Here is a 13,769-nt window from a genome sequence, read left to right as displayed (position 1 = left end):
CACCAGCCGCCCGGGGTGCTGAACAGCGCCCCATCCGTCAGGTCGTCACACCCGTCCGGTGCGCGGGCAGGCTCGGCACCGGCTCACGCTCCGACAGCCGAAGGCGCAGCCGTCCCGCGCGGGCGTCGCGTGCGGGGCCCGCGACCGTGGTCGGCCCGGTCGGCGACCGGTCACATTACGTCGGCATGACTGAAGCCGGTCGTCCGGCGGCCGACCTAGTGTCAGTGACGTCACCCCAGCACCGAGAACGAAAGCAGGCCGCGTGCGCCAGCTCACCTACTACGTCGGTACCACCCTCGACGGCTTCGTCGCGGGGCCCGACGGCAAGTCCGACTTCCTCCCCTTCGAGGGCGACCTCGCCGCCGCACGGCTGGCCGAGTACCCCGAGACCGTCCCGGTCCACGGCAGTGGGGCTCCGAACCCCACCGCCGGCCGGCGCTTCGACACCGTCCTGATGGACCGCGCCGGCTACGACTCCGGCCGCGCCGCCGAGGGCACCAGCCTCTACCCGCACCTCACCCAGTACCTCTTCTCCGACACCCTGGACTTCTCCGGCACCCTCGACGGCGTCGACCCCGCCGTGGAGCTCGTCCCGGGAGACCCGGTGGCCTTCGTCCGCGCGCTCAAGGCCCGCGACGGCGCCGGCATCTGGCTGTGCGGCGGCGCGGACCTCGCCGGACAGCTGATCGAGGAGATCGACGAACTGGTCGTCGAGCGCCACCCGGTGGCCACCGGCTCCGGCATCCCGCTGTTCCGCGCCCCGTTCCGGCCCACCGCCTTCACCCTCACCGACTCCCGGGTCTTCAGCTCCGGCGTCACCCTCACCACCTACACCAAGGAGAACCGTATGCAGCTGCGCCCCACCACCGAGGCCGACCTCGAGCTGGTCACCGCCGTCACGGTGGACGAGCCGGTCGGCTGGATCGAGGCCGACCGCTACCTGGAGGAACTGAAGGAGGGCATGTACCGGCCGGAGTGGACCTGGATCGCCGAACAGGACGGCCGGGTCCTGGCCCGCGCCCTGTGGTGGGGCCACGCCACCGGCGAACACCCGCTCGCCCTGGACTGCCTGTACGTCGACCCCTCGGTGGAGGACCGCGCCGCGCTCGGCGCCGAACTGGTCCGGGCCGGCCTGCGGGCCTTCGCCGAGCAGGGCGCGGCCAAGCTCCCGCTCTACAACCTGACGCTCCCGCAGGGCTGGCGCGAGGACCCCGCCGCCGTCGCGGCCACCGACTGGCGGCGCGACGCCGCGCTGGCCGCCGGGCTCACCGACGTGGTGGAACGGCTGCGCCTGGAGTGGACGCCCGACGCCGGACTGCCCGCCTCCAGCGGGCGGCTGACCTTCACCGAGGGCACGGACGAGGAGTTCCTCGACGTCTTCCGGCGGATCGCGGAGGGCAGCCTGGACGGCGAGACCCGCCGCAATGTCGCCCTGATGGGGGTCGAGGCCGCCGCCCAGGAGGAGGTGGACTTCTACCTCGGCTGCCCGGGGGAGCGCTCCTGGTGGCGGATCGCCCGCACCCCCGACGGCGAGGTGGCGGGTCTGGCCCTGCCGTCGGCGACCCCGTACAACCGCAACGTCGGCTACCTCGGCGTGGTCCCCGAACTGCGCGGCCGGGGGTACGTCGACGACGTGCTGGCCGAGATCACCCGGGTCCAGGTGGAGGCGGGGGCCGAGCTGATCACGGCCACCACGGACACCGACAACGCCCCGATGGCCGCCGCCTTCGCCCGGGCCGGCTACCGGGTCGCCCAGACCCGCCTGGTCTGGTCGGCCCCGGAAGCGGCCCCGGCCTCCTGAGCGGCCCGGTCGTTCTCCGGGGGCGCCAGCCCCTGGGGCCGTTCGGCCTCAGGCGGCCAGCAGGGCCGCGAGTTCGGTCCGGGAGCCGACACCCAGCTTGGGGAAGGCCCGGTACAGATGGTGCCCGACCGTCCTCGGGCTGAGGAACAGCTGCGCCGCGATCTCCCGGTTGCTCGCCCCGGTGGCGGCCAGCCGGACCACCTCCCGCTCCTGCGGGCTGAGCAGGCTGATCGGCCCGTCCTGCCGGGTGGTCAGCACGGTCTCCCCGCCGGCCGCGCCCAGTTCCGACCTGGCCCGCTCGGCCCAGGGCCGCGCGCCGAGCGCCTCGAAGCCGTCCAGCGCGGCGCGCAGCTGCTCCCGGGCGTCGAGCTGCCGACGCAGACGGCGCAGCCACTCCCCGTACAGCAACGCGGTGCGGGCCCGGTCGAACGCGTTCCCGTCCCCGTCTCCGTCCCCGTCCGTATTCCCGTTCCCGTTCCCGTCGCCGCCGTCGCCGTGCAGTGCGAGCGCGGTGGTGAAGTGCTCCTCGGCCGAACCGTCGGGGCCGGTCAGCGCCCGGCACCGGGCGGCCAGCGCGCCGAGCGCGGGCCGGTCCAGCGCGCCGGCCCATTCGTCGAGCACACCCGCCGCCTGCGCCGCCCGCTCCGGGCGGCCCGCCCGGACCGCAGCCTCCACCAGGTCCGGCAGCAGGGGCAGGCAGAGCAGCGGATGACCGATCTCCTGCCGGGCCGCCGTCAGTTCGTCGAGGGCCGCCTGCGCCCGGCCCAGGCCCAGTTCGAGCAGACCCCTGGCCCACAGCGCGTCCGCCGCGGCCCGGCCCACGCCGCGCGGCCGCGCGTACCCGAGGGCCTCCTCGGTCAGGGCCCGGACCTGCTCCTCCTCGCCCCGGACGGCGGCCGCCAGCGCCAGGGCGGCGCGCAGGTGGGAGGCCCGATGGGCGAGGTCGTAGTACTCGGCCAGCCGGAGCGCCTCGGTGGCCCGGGCCGTGGCCTCCTCGTGCCGGCCCAGTGCCAGCTCCGTGCGGACCAGCAGATCGAGCGTGGTGGGCAGCCAGCCGCTGATGCCCTGGTCCCGGCAGTGGGCGACGGCACCGAGGGCCACCCGGCGGGCGGTCGGGTGATCGCCCGCCAGCAGGCAGTGGATGCCGGTCATCAGCCGCTCCATCACCCCCGGGGCGTCCGTGCCCGCTTCCCCGGTACCCGCCGCGTCCGTGGCCGCCACCAGCGGGCGCAGCGCGGCGAGCGCGCCGGGCACGTCGGGCGCGTCCCCGCCGAACAGCAGGGCGGGCACGGCGAGCACGGGCAGCCCGGGGGCGCGGGCGGCGACCTCCGCCATCAGCGCCGCGTCCCCGCCCGAGTAGGCCGCGTGGACGGCGTCGACGAGCAGCGAGGCCGTCGCCCCCGGGTGTCCGGCACCGGTCGTGTCCGCGCTGTCGAGCAGGATCCGGGCGGCCGCCGCCGGGCTGCGGTAGCCGAGCTCGACCACTGCCCTGGCCCGGGCGAAGTCCGCCGCCACCTCCTGGTCCGCCAGCGGCAGCGGCACCTGGTCGGCGAGGGCGCCGCAGCGCTCGTCCTGGCCGGCGTCGGCGGCCTTCCGGGCGGCCTGGACCAGGCGGCGGGCCCGCAGGTCCCGGTCCGCGGTCAGCTGGGCGGCGCGCTCGTACGCGGCGGAGGCGGAGGCCATCGCCTGCCGGTTCCCGGCCCACTCGGCGACCCGCTCCAGTTCCTCGGCGACCCCCTCGTCCGGGCCGGTCGCCGCGGCGGCCAGGTGCCAGGCCCGGCGGTGCGGCTGGCCGGCCTCGCCCAGCGCCGCGGCGAGCGCCCGGTGGGCGGCGATCCGGCGGGCGAGCGGGGCACTCCGGTACGCGGCGTAGCGCACCAGCGGGTGCCGGAAGCGCACCAGTTCGCCGGAGAGGACCACCAGTCCGGCCCGCTCGGCGGGTTCGAGGTCCTCGACGCCCGCACCGAGCTCCCGGGCGGCCTCCAGCACCGTGCCGAGGCTCCCGGTGTCGTCGGCGGCCGCCACCAGCAGCACCAGCCGTGCGGCCTCGGGCAGCCGTCCGACCTGCTCCAGGAAGCCGTCCTGGATCCGGCCGCGCAGTGCGGCGGCCGTCTCGGGCAGTGCCAGCGGGCCCAGCCGGCCGGCGCGCTGGGCGGGCGTCAGGGCGGCGGACAGCTCGATCAGCGCCAGCGGGTTGCCCCCGGCCTCCTCCAGCACGCGATCGGCGGCGTACGGGGGCAGCCCGGTGAGCAGTTCGGCGGCGGTGGTCCGGTCCAGACCCTCGACGAGCAGCCCCGGCAGGCCCTTCACGGTGGCGCCCGGGGCCCCGTCGCGGACGGCGAAGAGCATCACGACGCCCTCCGCGCGCAGGCGGCGCGCGGCGAAGGTCAGCATGTCCACCGACGGCTGGTCGACCCACTGCGCGTCGTCGACCAGGCAGAGCAGCGGCCCGTCGGCGGCGGCCTCCGACAGCATGGTGAGGACCGCGAGGCCGACGGTGAAGCCGTCCCGCACCTCGTCGGCGGTGAGCCCGAACACCGCCCGCAGGGCGGCGGCCTGCGCCGGCGGCAGGCCGTCGACGAGGTCCAGCACGGGCAGGAAAAGCTGGTGGAGGCCGCCGTAGGCGAGCTCCATCTCCGACTCGATGCCCTCCACCCGGAGCACCCGGGCACCCCCGGCCTGCCCGGCGGCCCAGTCGAGCAGGGCGCTCTTGCCGATCCCCGCCTCACCGTGCAGCAGCAGCGCGCCGCTGTTCCCCCGGCGGCCGTCCGCCAGCAGCCCGCCGATCCGCTCCCGCTCCGTACTGCGCCCCCGCACGATGTGTCCCTGCTCCGTGTGTCCCGATCGCCCGTCCGGTCCCCGCGGGGCCGGACGGCGGCGACCGGTGGTCGCCCCCGCGATCCTCTCATCAGCGGGTTTGCCCGATCGAGGCCGCCCGCCCCCGGGCCCGGACAGCAGGAGTCCCCGCCGGGTCCGGGGTCCGGTCCGTGGTCGGCGAAGGGCGCCGGCCCGCCGCGAGGCCCTGATGTCGTTGGCGGTCGGCATCGGGGCCGGGCCGCGCGGTCGGTCAGGAGCCGGCGGACCGGCCCTCGGCCGACGCCCGCCGGACGCGGTAGCCCCAGCGCGCGAGCGACCGGACCACGGTCGCGGCGCCGACGGGATTGGCGCTGTGGACGAGCACCTCACCGATCCGGAACGGCCGCCCGTCGAAGGCGGCCTGCTCCAGCAGGGTCACCACCGGCATCACGGTGTCGTCGCCGCCGAGATCGTGGTCGAGCCACAGCTCGTCCACGTAGCGGTCCCGGTGCTCCTCCAGCAGCCGGACACCCTCCCGACTGGTCCGGGCGATCCGCGTCGCCTGCGGGAGCGGCCGCAGGTCGTCCACACCGAGGACGACGGGCCCGGGTGAGGAAAAAATGCCTTTCATCGGACCATTGTGCGACAGGTAGCGTGAGAACCGCTCGTCTATTTGTTCGTCAGTTCGACACGGGAGAGGGTCGTGAACGTCGCAGAACCCGTCCGACCGGCCCCCCGTTACGGCGGTGAGGTGGACGAGCTCCGGCTCTTCCACCTCACCCATCCGCTCCTCCGGGCCGCCGAGATCCTCACCGCGCCCTCCGCCCCGGCGGTTGTCGCGAGCCGGATTCCGTAGCGGCGCGAGCGGACGACGGGTCAGGGGCAGGCCGGTGACGTGCGGAAACTACACTGGACGAGGGTTCGGCCGCCGTGCGTGGTCGGGATGACGGGGGGTCAGTACGTGTGGTCGACGATGTCCAATGCCGGGGTGCCGGCGGCGGACCGGTTCGAGTGGTTCACCGACATGGTCGCCCGTGACGTGGTCCCGGTGGCGGTCAGCAGTCCGCAGGCCGCCGACTTCAAGGCGGAGGCGGCCTTCCTGAGTCTCGGTCCGGTCGAGGTGTCGGTCCACACCCACCCGGCGTTGCACTCGCGCCGGCCGGCGGCGCTGACCCGGCGCAGCGATCCCGAGCAGTACCAGCTGGCCCTGGTCGACGGGGAGAACCCGATGTGGATCTCCCAGCGCGGTAGCGAATCCGGTCCGGTGGGCGGCGAGCTGGTGCTCTGGGACACCTCGCGGCCGTTCGAGGCCGGGACGCGGGACGAGCAGGGGACCAGCCGCTGCCTCGTCCTGCACATCCCCCGGAAGGAGCTCCTGATCAACCCCGACAAGGCCGACCGACTGCTCGCCCGGCGGATCCCCGCCCAGCGCGGGACGGGGGCGATCCTGGTCCGCTTCCTCACCTCCCTGGGCGAGCACGCCGCCGAGTGCGGGCCGGAGGAGCTGGGGCGGCTGGGCGCGATCGCCCGGGACCTCGCCGCCGTCTGCCTGGCCGAGCACGCCGACGCCGGCCGCGAGGTCGACGCCGGGGCGCAGGCGCGGGCCCTGCTGGAGCGGGTGAAGGTGTTCATCGAGCACAACCTCGACGACCCCGACCTCGCGCCCGGCACGATCGCCGAGCGCCACCACATCTCCGTGCGCTCGCTGCACCTGCTGTTCCAGCACGAGGAGGAGAGCGTCAGCAGGCTGATCCGCCGTCGCCGCCTCGAACGCTGCCGTGCCGACCTCGCCCGGCCGGAGCTGGCCCACCATTCGGTGCGGGACCTCGCCGCCCGCTGGGGTTTCGCGAACCCGTCCGCGTTCGGCCGGGCCTTCCGCGAGGCGTACGGGCTGACACCGCGCGAGCACCGCCGGCAGAGCGTGCCGGGCGCGCTCGCGGAGCACTGACCGCACCGGCCCGCACGTCGCCGCAGCGCACGTCGGCGCACGTCCGCGCCCCGCCGCCGGTCCGGCAGGCGTCGCCCCGGGCCGGTCGTTAGCATGGGAGTCGCCGAACCAACGGCAGGAACCCGGGTCCGTTCGGCGACGAACGGCCCGCCCCACAGGTGGTCCGCCGGCAGTCGACGTGCGGACGCGCCCCCGGAGGCACAGTGATGGCCGCTGCTCCCGCCGGCGGATCCTCGCGCTACCTGGTGCTGGCGGCGATGATCTTCGCCGTCGCGATGACCTTCATCGACCAGACCATCGTGTCGATCGCCGTGCCGAACATCCAGTACGAGCTGAAGCTGACCAGTACGGGCGTGCAGTGGGCGGTCAACGCCTACCTGCTCACCCTGGCGGCGTTCTTCGCCTTCGGCGGCCGGCTCGCCGACACCGTCGGCCACCGCAGGATGGTGGTGCTCGGGGTGGTGGTCTTCGCGGGCGCCTCGGCCTGCTGCGGCCTCACCCCCACCGGGAGCCTGGCGGAGGCGTGGCTGATCACCTTCCGTGCCGTCCAGGGCTTCGGCGGCGCCATCATGTTCCCGGCGGCGCTGGCGATCGTGGTGCAGAGCTTCGCACTGCGCGAGCGGGGGCGGGCGCTGGCCCTGTTCTTCGGTATCGCGGGCGGTCTGACCGCGATCGGACCGGTCCTGGGCGGCTACCTGACCGAGTGGACCTGGCGTGCCATCTTCTGGGTGAACCTGCCGGTGGCGGCCGTCGCGCTGGTGCTGGTCGCGATCTCCAAGCCGGTGACGGAGAGTCGCCCGGCGCCGATGGACTACCGGGGCCTGGCCCTGATCGCCGGCGGTGTCGCGCTGAGCGTCTTCGGGTTCCAGCAGTCGCAGGTCTGGGGCTGGTCCAACCCGGCGATCGGGCTCTGCATCGCGGCCGGAGTCGCGCTGCTGGTCGTCTTCGCGTTCGTCGAGAAGCGCACCGCCTCGCCGCTGATCAAGGTGGACATCTTCCGCATCCGCGCGTTCTCGGTGCAGAATCTGGTGCTCGGCATCTCGATGCTGGTCTTCGTCCCGGTGTTCTTCTTCTCCAGCGAGTACGCGCAGATCGCGCTGGGCGACTCCTCCTCGGAGGCCGGCGTCTTCCTGCTCTGGTTCTTCATCGGCTTCGTGATCGCCTCGCAGATCGGCGGCCGGATGCTCGACCGGGGCGGGGCCAAACGCCCGGTGGTGCTGGGGTGCGTGCTGGCCGCGATCGGGTTCCACCTGTGGGCGGGCGACGTGACCTCGCTGAGCTTCAGTGAGCAGCAGTGGGACGTCGTGCTGGCGGGCGCCGGCATGGGCTTCATGCTCTCGCCCGCCAGCACGGACGCGGTCAACCGGGCCTCGCGGCTGTCCTACGGCGAGGCGACCGGCATCACCCAGACGGTCCGCAACTACGCCGCCAGTCTGGGGCTGGCGGTGCTGGGCACCGTCCTGGTCACCGACCTGCGGACTCGGCTGACCGACTCCCTGGTCGCCCAGGGCCTGCCGCAGGACCAGGCGGAAGCCACGGCCGCCCACCTCTCCCAGGTCCAGACGCAGAGCGGCGGGAGCGGGAGCGCCGCGGCCGTCCCGCAGTTCTTCCGGGAGGACTTCGCCCACGCCACCCAGACGGTCTTCCACTGGATGGCTGTCATCATGGCCGTGGCGGCGCTGGTGGCGATCGTCGGCCTCCGCCGGGGCGTGCAGGCCGAGGTCGCCGCGGAGGAGCAGGAGCAGCCGCTGCCGAGCGGACGCGAGGGCGCAGCCTGAGCCGCGCCGGGCCGGGCCGACACGGGAAAGGAATCCGGGAATGAACTCCTCGACGCTGCTGGACCTCGTACGGGAGGCGGCCGGCGCCGGTGTCTGGCGCGGGGAAGGGAACCTCGTCGAGGAAGCCCTGGAGAACATCGAGTACTTCCCGGCCCCGCCGAGCCGCGAGCCCGACGGGACTGACGGGACTGACGGGACTGACGGGACTGACGGGACTGACGGGCCCGACGGCATCGACCCGCTCGAACTGGCGGCCGCCCTGGTGGAGGCGGTGCGGGCCTGGGTCCGGGACGCCGCGTCGGACGGAACGGGACGGCCCGGGACCGTGTACCTGTGGCACGACGACCAGGCGGCGCAGCTGCGCATGTCGTTCGTCTCCGGCGGACGCGAGGACATCCCGTTCCGGGCGCCCCTGCTCTTCCTCGACCGACCGCACGACATCGTCGAGGACTTCCTCGCCCGCGCGTACCGGGGGCCGGACGACCCCGTGAAGATCTTCGCGCTCGGAGTGGAGGACGGGGCCCGGACCGCTTCCGACCGGTAGAACTGCCCGGGACGGAGCACCGCGGCGGGGCGGCAGCCTTTCGGTTGCCGCCGCGCCGCCGAACAGGCCGCGTGCCGTCAGCCCTGGGTCGGCCAGGCGTCGGTGAAGTAGCCGAACAGGTCGGCGATGATGTCGGTGCTGCCGACGTGGTTGTAGACGTCGACCGTGCCGCCCGCGCCGACCGGGGTGGTGACGTGGTTGGGCACCGTCTGGCCGGCCAGCAGGTTGAGGTTGCTGGTGCCGGGGCGCGGGGCGCCGTGGGCGTGCACGGTGAGGTAGCTGTCGTCGGTGGTGTTGGTGGACGTCACGTTCAGGACGGCGGCCCGGGCGCCGGCCGGGATGCCGCCGACGACGGTGGTGCTGTCCGGGCCGGGCTTGGCGAACGGCGTGTCGCGGGTGTCGGTGAGGCGCACGGGCACGGTCGGCGTGAACCTGGCCTTGCCGTTCGGGGCGTAGTACCCGAAGACGTCGAGGACGACGTGCGTCGAACCGGCGTTGTTGTACACGTTGACGGTGCCGTCCGGACCGACCGGGACGACGACCTGGTTGGACTTGTCCTTGCCGGGCTCCGGGTTCAGGTTGGAGCTGACCGGCTTGCTCCCGCCGCCCGGGTACACCTTGAGGTGGGTGTCGACGGCGGTCTCGGTGCTGGTCAGGTTGAGCACCACGGAGGTGGCGTCCGTCGGGACACCGCCGACGCCGGCGACCTTCACCGCGCGGGTCTCGCCCCAGCCGAGCTTGGCGCTGTCACGGGTGTCCACCAGCCGGTTCGGCGACAGCGGGGTGAACAGGTCGCCGCCGTTGGGGCGGTAGAAGCCGACGACGTCGACGATCACCTCGGCGCGGCCGGCGTTCAGCATGGTGCTGATCCGCTTGGCGTCGCCGATCGGCACGGTGACGAGGTTGGACGAGGTGCGGCCGGCGGCCACGTTCACGTTGGAAGTGGTCGGGCGCGGCTGGCCGGTCGGCCAGACGGTGAGGTGGGTGTCCTCGGTGGCCTCGGTGACGGTCACGTTCAGGACGACCGTGGAGACATTGCCCGGCACGCCGTTCGCCCCGGGCGCGGTACCGGTCGGCAGGGTGAAGGGCACCTCGCGGCCGCCCGTGAGGTCCAGGTTCGCGTCCTCGCGGGTGTCGGCCAGCCGGTACGGCTGGGTGCGCAGGAAGCCGGTCGGGGCGTACGCGGCCCGGAAGGGGTAGGCGGCGGTGCTGGTGCGGCCGGCGGTGTCGGTGACCGTCACGGTGACCGTGTAGTCGCCCGGCGAGGCGTACCCGTGGACGACCGGGTCGAGGGCGTTGCGGGTGACGGCGGGGGAGCCGTCGCCGTAGTCCACCACGAGCTTGGCGACCGGCCACGGCGAGGAGGTCGCCGAGGGGTCGAGCCGCACGCCCAGCGGCGGCGCGTCGGAGGTGTCGAACTGGTCCGGAACGACCTGCTGGACGGTGGCGCGGGCGGTCAGCGGCCCGGGGACCGTGCTCTTCACCTGCACCGCGTACCGACCGGTGAACGGCTGCCCGCCGCCGGTGTCCACGGTGACGTTCGCGTAGAAGGTGCCCGCCTTGGTGTAGACGTGCTTGACGGACGGGGAGTCGGAGGTGACCGAGGGGGTGCCGTCGCCGAAGTCGTAGCGGTAGGTCATCACGGAGGTCGGCCAGTGCGCCGTCTCCGGGCCGGTGGTCGCCGTCAGCGTGATCTCGGTGCCGTACGGGGCCTGCCGGTGGTCGGCCGCCAACTGGGCGGTGGTGATGGGCTCCTGGCGCTCGCTCGCGCCGCGGTCGTGGTAGCCGAGGCCGGTGCCCAGGTTCGGGCGGGACGGGTCGTCGGCCGGGTGCGCGGCCGGCACGAAGCCCGGCGCGTTCTCGTCGGCGGAGTCGACGACCTCGCTGTTCGCGGCGTTGCCGTCCTGCCAGTGCGGCAGCACGTGGTCGTGGGTGCCGGCCCGGCCGTCCGTTGCGGCGGCGAGGGACTCGGGCGTGGAGTGCGCGGCGCCGGCCCAGAGGTACGGCGTTCCGCTGCCGAAGTTCGTCCAGTACGGCGCGACGGTGTTGGAGCCGGCCCGGGTGTCCTTGGCCGACAGGGCGGAGACCACGATCTCCGCGCCCGAGGGGTTCGGGCAGTTGTACGGCGCGGCGGGCGAGAAGTGGTTGCGCACCAGGTTGTTGAAGACGCTGGAGCCGGAGGAGTCGCCGGCCAGCTCGATGCCTGCGGTGCAGCCGTCGGCGACCGTGTTGTTGGTAAGAGTCGTCCCGGGGGAGTCGGTGACCTTGATCCCGAAGGCGTCGGCGCGGACCACGGTGACCCGGTTCGAACCGGTGACCTGGATCTCCCGCGCGTTCATCGACCGCAGGACGACATCGTGCACACCGGACAGCCGTATGTCGCCGTCCACCGAGCCCTTGATGGTGAGGGGCCGACCGGGCTCGCCGGACTTGGTGATCACGGTCCCGGCGCCGTACGAGGACCGGACCACCTGGACGGTCTGGCCCGGCAGCGCCGCCGCGGCGGCCGCGTCGACGGAGCAGAACGGCTTCGTCGCCGTGCCCGTCGCGGTGTCCGAGCACGTCGGGTCCCCGGCGTCGACCCGCAGCACCCCGGATTCCTCGCCGCTCGAGCCGACCGGGCCGGTGGCGGCGGAAGCCGTGGCGGCGGGCAGGCCACCGAGCACGGTGACGAGGCCTGCGGCGAGCAGGCCCTTGGCGCGAGTGGGTCGCACGGTGCGGTCCTCCGAGGGGGAGCGGGAGCCCGACCCGTCGGGCCCGGGCCCGACGGGGGCGGAACGGCCCGCGTGGATCGCAGGCGGAGTAATTATGACGAGCGTTCCGGAAGCGCCGACCACCACCCCCCCACCGTGAGGGCACACCGCATCCACTTCTTCGTGCCGCCCCGGTCCCGGCCGCCGGGCCGGGACTGCCCGTCACCAGGTGCGGCACGGTCGCGCCGACGGGCGCGGGAGCGGTGCCGCGGACCGGTCGGGCAGCAGGGCGTGGACGGTCTTGCCGCTGCCGGGGTCGAGCGTCAGGGTGAGGCTGTCGGTGAGGGCGGCGACCAGGAGGAGCCCTCGGCCGTGGACGTTCTCCGAGGACAGGGGGACGACCGCGGGCGGGGTCCGGCTGGTGTCGCTGACGTCGATGCCGATGGCGTGCCGGTGCGAGGTCAGGGTGAGGCGCCCGGGGCCGTCGGTGTGCTGGACGACGTTCGCGGCCAGCTCGGTGACGACGAGCAGGGCGTCGGCGAGCAGGGAACGGTCGCCCGGGCGGGTGCGGCGCAGGAAGGCGCGGGTGGTCGAGCGGAGTCGGGCCGCGCACCGGGCGTCGTTGGGGAAGGACAGACAGACGCTGTCCGTGGAAGGGCGGATCCTGTTCGGGTGGATCGGCGGGGTCTGGGTCGCGGTGTTCATGGTCGGCCGGTCCTTCGTGTCCCGTCCGTCGGACGGGGCGGGCGGCGGTGGTGTTGTGCGGGGCGCGGCCCCCGAGCGGCGGTGCCGCGATCGGGGGCCGGTGAGGCGGGCCGGCCGGGGCAGCGGACTGCCGACCGGCCGACGACGGGGTGTCAGTGCCAGCAGTTCCAGTAGCCGTCGTGCCAGACCTTCTCCCAGTGGGCGGACTGCCAGAGGTTCTTCCAGCCGGCCTCGTGCCAGACCTGGTGCCAGTAGCCCTGGTGCCACTGGTGGTGGCCGTCCCACCAGCCGGGCTGCCACTGGTTCTGCCACGAGCCGGAGTGCCAGGCCTTCGACCAGTGCCCGGGGACGAGCTTGTTCTCCCACCAGCCGGGGTGCCAGGTGCACGTGCCATGGCCGTGCTGATGCGTCTGGACGGTGGACGTGGCGACCGTCGGGGCCGCGGAGGCCGAGGTGGCGGTCGTCAGGGCGGCGCCGCCGGCCAGCAGGGCGCCGGCCATGGCGACGGCCAGCGGGCGCCGGATTCGCGTTGCGTGCATGGTTGTACACCTCCTTCCTGAGACGTGGATGTGAGGTGAGGGGGCCGGCCGACGGGGCTTCCGGGGCCGGGGAACCTTCCTGCCCTTGATTCGCCGCGACGGCCGGGGCGGATTGGCCGGTTCCGGATACCGGGTGCGCCCCGGGCCCGGCCCCGGCCCCGGGCCCGGGCGTGAGGAGGCCGTCGGGGCACGGGGTAGCTGTCGGGGCGTGGGGAAGCCGCCGGGGAAGGGGGAAACGGTGCTGTCCCCGGCCACGGGGAGGACCGGGGACAGCGGTTCGGGGCGGGTCAGGAGGCGGGCATCAGAACGGTGTCGACGATGTAGACGGTGGCGTTGGCCGTCTGCACGTTCCCGCACAGCACCTTGGCGGAGCCGTTGACGGTGAAGTCGGGAGTGCTGCCGGTGGCGGTGACCTCGTGGGTCTCCAGGGTCTTGTGAGCACCCGTCAGCGTGGTGGGGGAGAGGCGCTGGGGCACCACGTGGTAGGTGAGGATCCTGGTGAGCTTGTCCTTGTCGGCGAGGACGGCGTCGAGGTCCTTCTTCGGCAGCTTGGCGAAGGCGTCGTCGGTGGGGGCGAAGACGGTGATGTCCTTCGCCGAGTTGAGGGTGTCCACGAGTCCGGCCTTGGTGACGGCGGCGACCAGGGTGGAGAGCAGGGGGTTGTGCGAGGCCGCGGTGGCGACCGGGTCGGCGGCCATGCCGGCGAAGGAACCCGCGCCGTCCTTGGGCACGGCGGCGCAGGCGGTGCCGAACGGCTGCCCGGCCGTCGCCCGGTCGGCTGCGGGGTCCGCCATGGGGGCCGCAGCGGGGGCGGTGGCCGCGGCCGTGGTGGCCGCACCGGCGGCGGTGTCGGACGCCTTGGCTCCGTCGTCCCCGCCGCAGGCGGTGAGGGAGGCGGCGAGGATGCCTCCGACGAGCAGGGCGGTGAAGGGCTTGCGGTGCTGGATGGCGGTCATCGGTTTCTT

At 74.1% G+C, this 13,769-nt stretch carries 11 protein-coding genes; 5 read left to right on the top strand and 6 right to left on the bottom strand.

All coding sequences use genetic code 11. From position 1 onward, the window contains the following. Window positions 1–262: 262 nt before the first annotated feature. A complete protein-coding gene (locus BI06_RS45940; RefSeq protein ID WP_082558269.1) occupies window positions 263–1,801 on the top strand; it encodes a dihydrofolate reductase family protein in 1,539 nt (512 codons plus the stop codon). 48 nt (window positions 1,802–1,849) lie between these two features. Here BI06_RS45940 and BI06_RS05090 read toward each other — a convergent pair whose 3' ends face one another. Both BI06_RS05090 and BI06_RS05085 read right to left on the bottom strand, forming a co-directional pair. Beyond that, window positions 1,850–4,618: a LuxR C-terminal-related transcriptional regulator gene (locus BI06_RS05090; protein ID WP_199523229.1), complete on the bottom strand. Its 2,769-nt coding sequence runs from the start codon at window positions 4,616–4,618 to the stop codon at window positions 1,850–1,852. A 250-nt stretch (window positions 4,619–4,868) separates the two neighbouring features. Beyond that, complete coding sequence (locus tag BI06_RS05085; RefSeq protein WP_030395258.1) at window positions 4,869–5,228, bottom strand: cyclic-phosphate processing receiver domain-containing protein; 360 nt, start codon at window positions 5,226–5,228, stop codon at window positions 4,869–4,871. 72 nt (window positions 5,229–5,300) lie between these two features. Between BI06_RS05085 and BI06_RS45935 the strand changes: the two genes are divergently transcribed. From BI06_RS45935 to BI06_RS05070, 4 genes are all read left to right on the top strand, one after another. Further along, the gene (locus BI06_RS45935) at window positions 5,301–5,453 is read left to right on the top strand and encodes a hypothetical protein (RefSeq protein ID WP_157855309.1); all 153 of its coding nucleotides are present in this window, start codon (window positions 5,301–5,303) and stop codon (window positions 5,451–5,453) included. Between the two features lie 87 nt (window positions 5,454–5,540). Then, on the top strand, window positions 5,541–6,545 hold the full coding sequence (locus BI06_RS05080; RefSeq protein ID WP_233290011.1) for a helix-turn-helix domain-containing protein: 1,005 nt from the start codon (window positions 5,541–5,543) through the stop codon (window positions 6,543–6,545). Window positions 6,546–6,751: 206 nt separating this feature from the next. Beyond that, complete coding sequence (locus BI06_RS05075; protein ID WP_043465407.1) at window positions 6,752–8,323, top strand: MFS transporter; 1,572 nt, start codon at window positions 6,752–6,754, stop codon at window positions 8,321–8,323. A 40-nt stretch (window positions 8,324–8,363) separates the two neighbouring features. Beyond that, a complete protein-coding gene (locus BI06_RS05070) occupies window positions 8,364–8,867 on the top strand; it encodes a hypothetical protein (protein WP_043465404.1) in 504 nt (167 codons plus the stop codon). A 77-nt stretch (window positions 8,868–8,944) separates the two neighbouring features. On the opposite strand, the gene BI06_RS05065 is transcribed toward BI06_RS05070, so the two are convergent. The 4 genes from BI06_RS05065 to BI06_RS05050 form a co-directional block, all read right to left on the bottom strand. Then, the gene (locus BI06_RS05065; RefSeq protein WP_043465401.1) at window positions 8,945–11,581 is read right to left on the bottom strand and encodes a PKD domain-containing protein; all 2,637 of its coding nucleotides are present in this window, start codon (window positions 11,579–11,581) and stop codon (window positions 8,945–8,947) included. 201 nt (window positions 11,582–11,782) lie between these two features. After that, entirely contained in the window at window positions 11,783–12,265 is a 483-nt protein-coding gene (locus BI06_RS05060; RefSeq protein ID WP_051740250.1) for an ATP-binding protein, read from the bottom strand. A gap of 152 nt (window positions 12,266–12,417) precedes the next feature. Then, a complete protein-coding gene (locus BI06_RS05055; RefSeq protein WP_030395264.1) occupies window positions 12,418–12,804 on the bottom strand; it encodes a hypothetical protein in 387 nt (128 codons plus the stop codon). 287 nt (window positions 12,805–13,091) lie between these two features. Then, window positions 13,092–13,760 (bottom strand): fasciclin domain-containing protein, encoded by a 669-nt coding sequence (locus tag BI06_RS05050; RefSeq protein WP_043466147.1) that lies wholly within the window; start codon window positions 13,758–13,760, stop codon window positions 13,092–13,094. Between the last annotated feature and the right edge of the window lie 9 nt (window positions 13,761–13,769).

Source organism: Kitasatospora sp. MBT66 (assembly GCF_000710405.2).
GTDB classification, from domain to species: Bacteria; Actinomycetota; Actinomycetes; order Streptomycetales; family Streptomycetaceae; genus Kitasatospora; species Kitasatospora purpeofusca.
The sequence above is the reverse complement of the archived record's forward strand: the minus strand, read 5'-3'. Positions and strand labels throughout refer to the sequence as shown.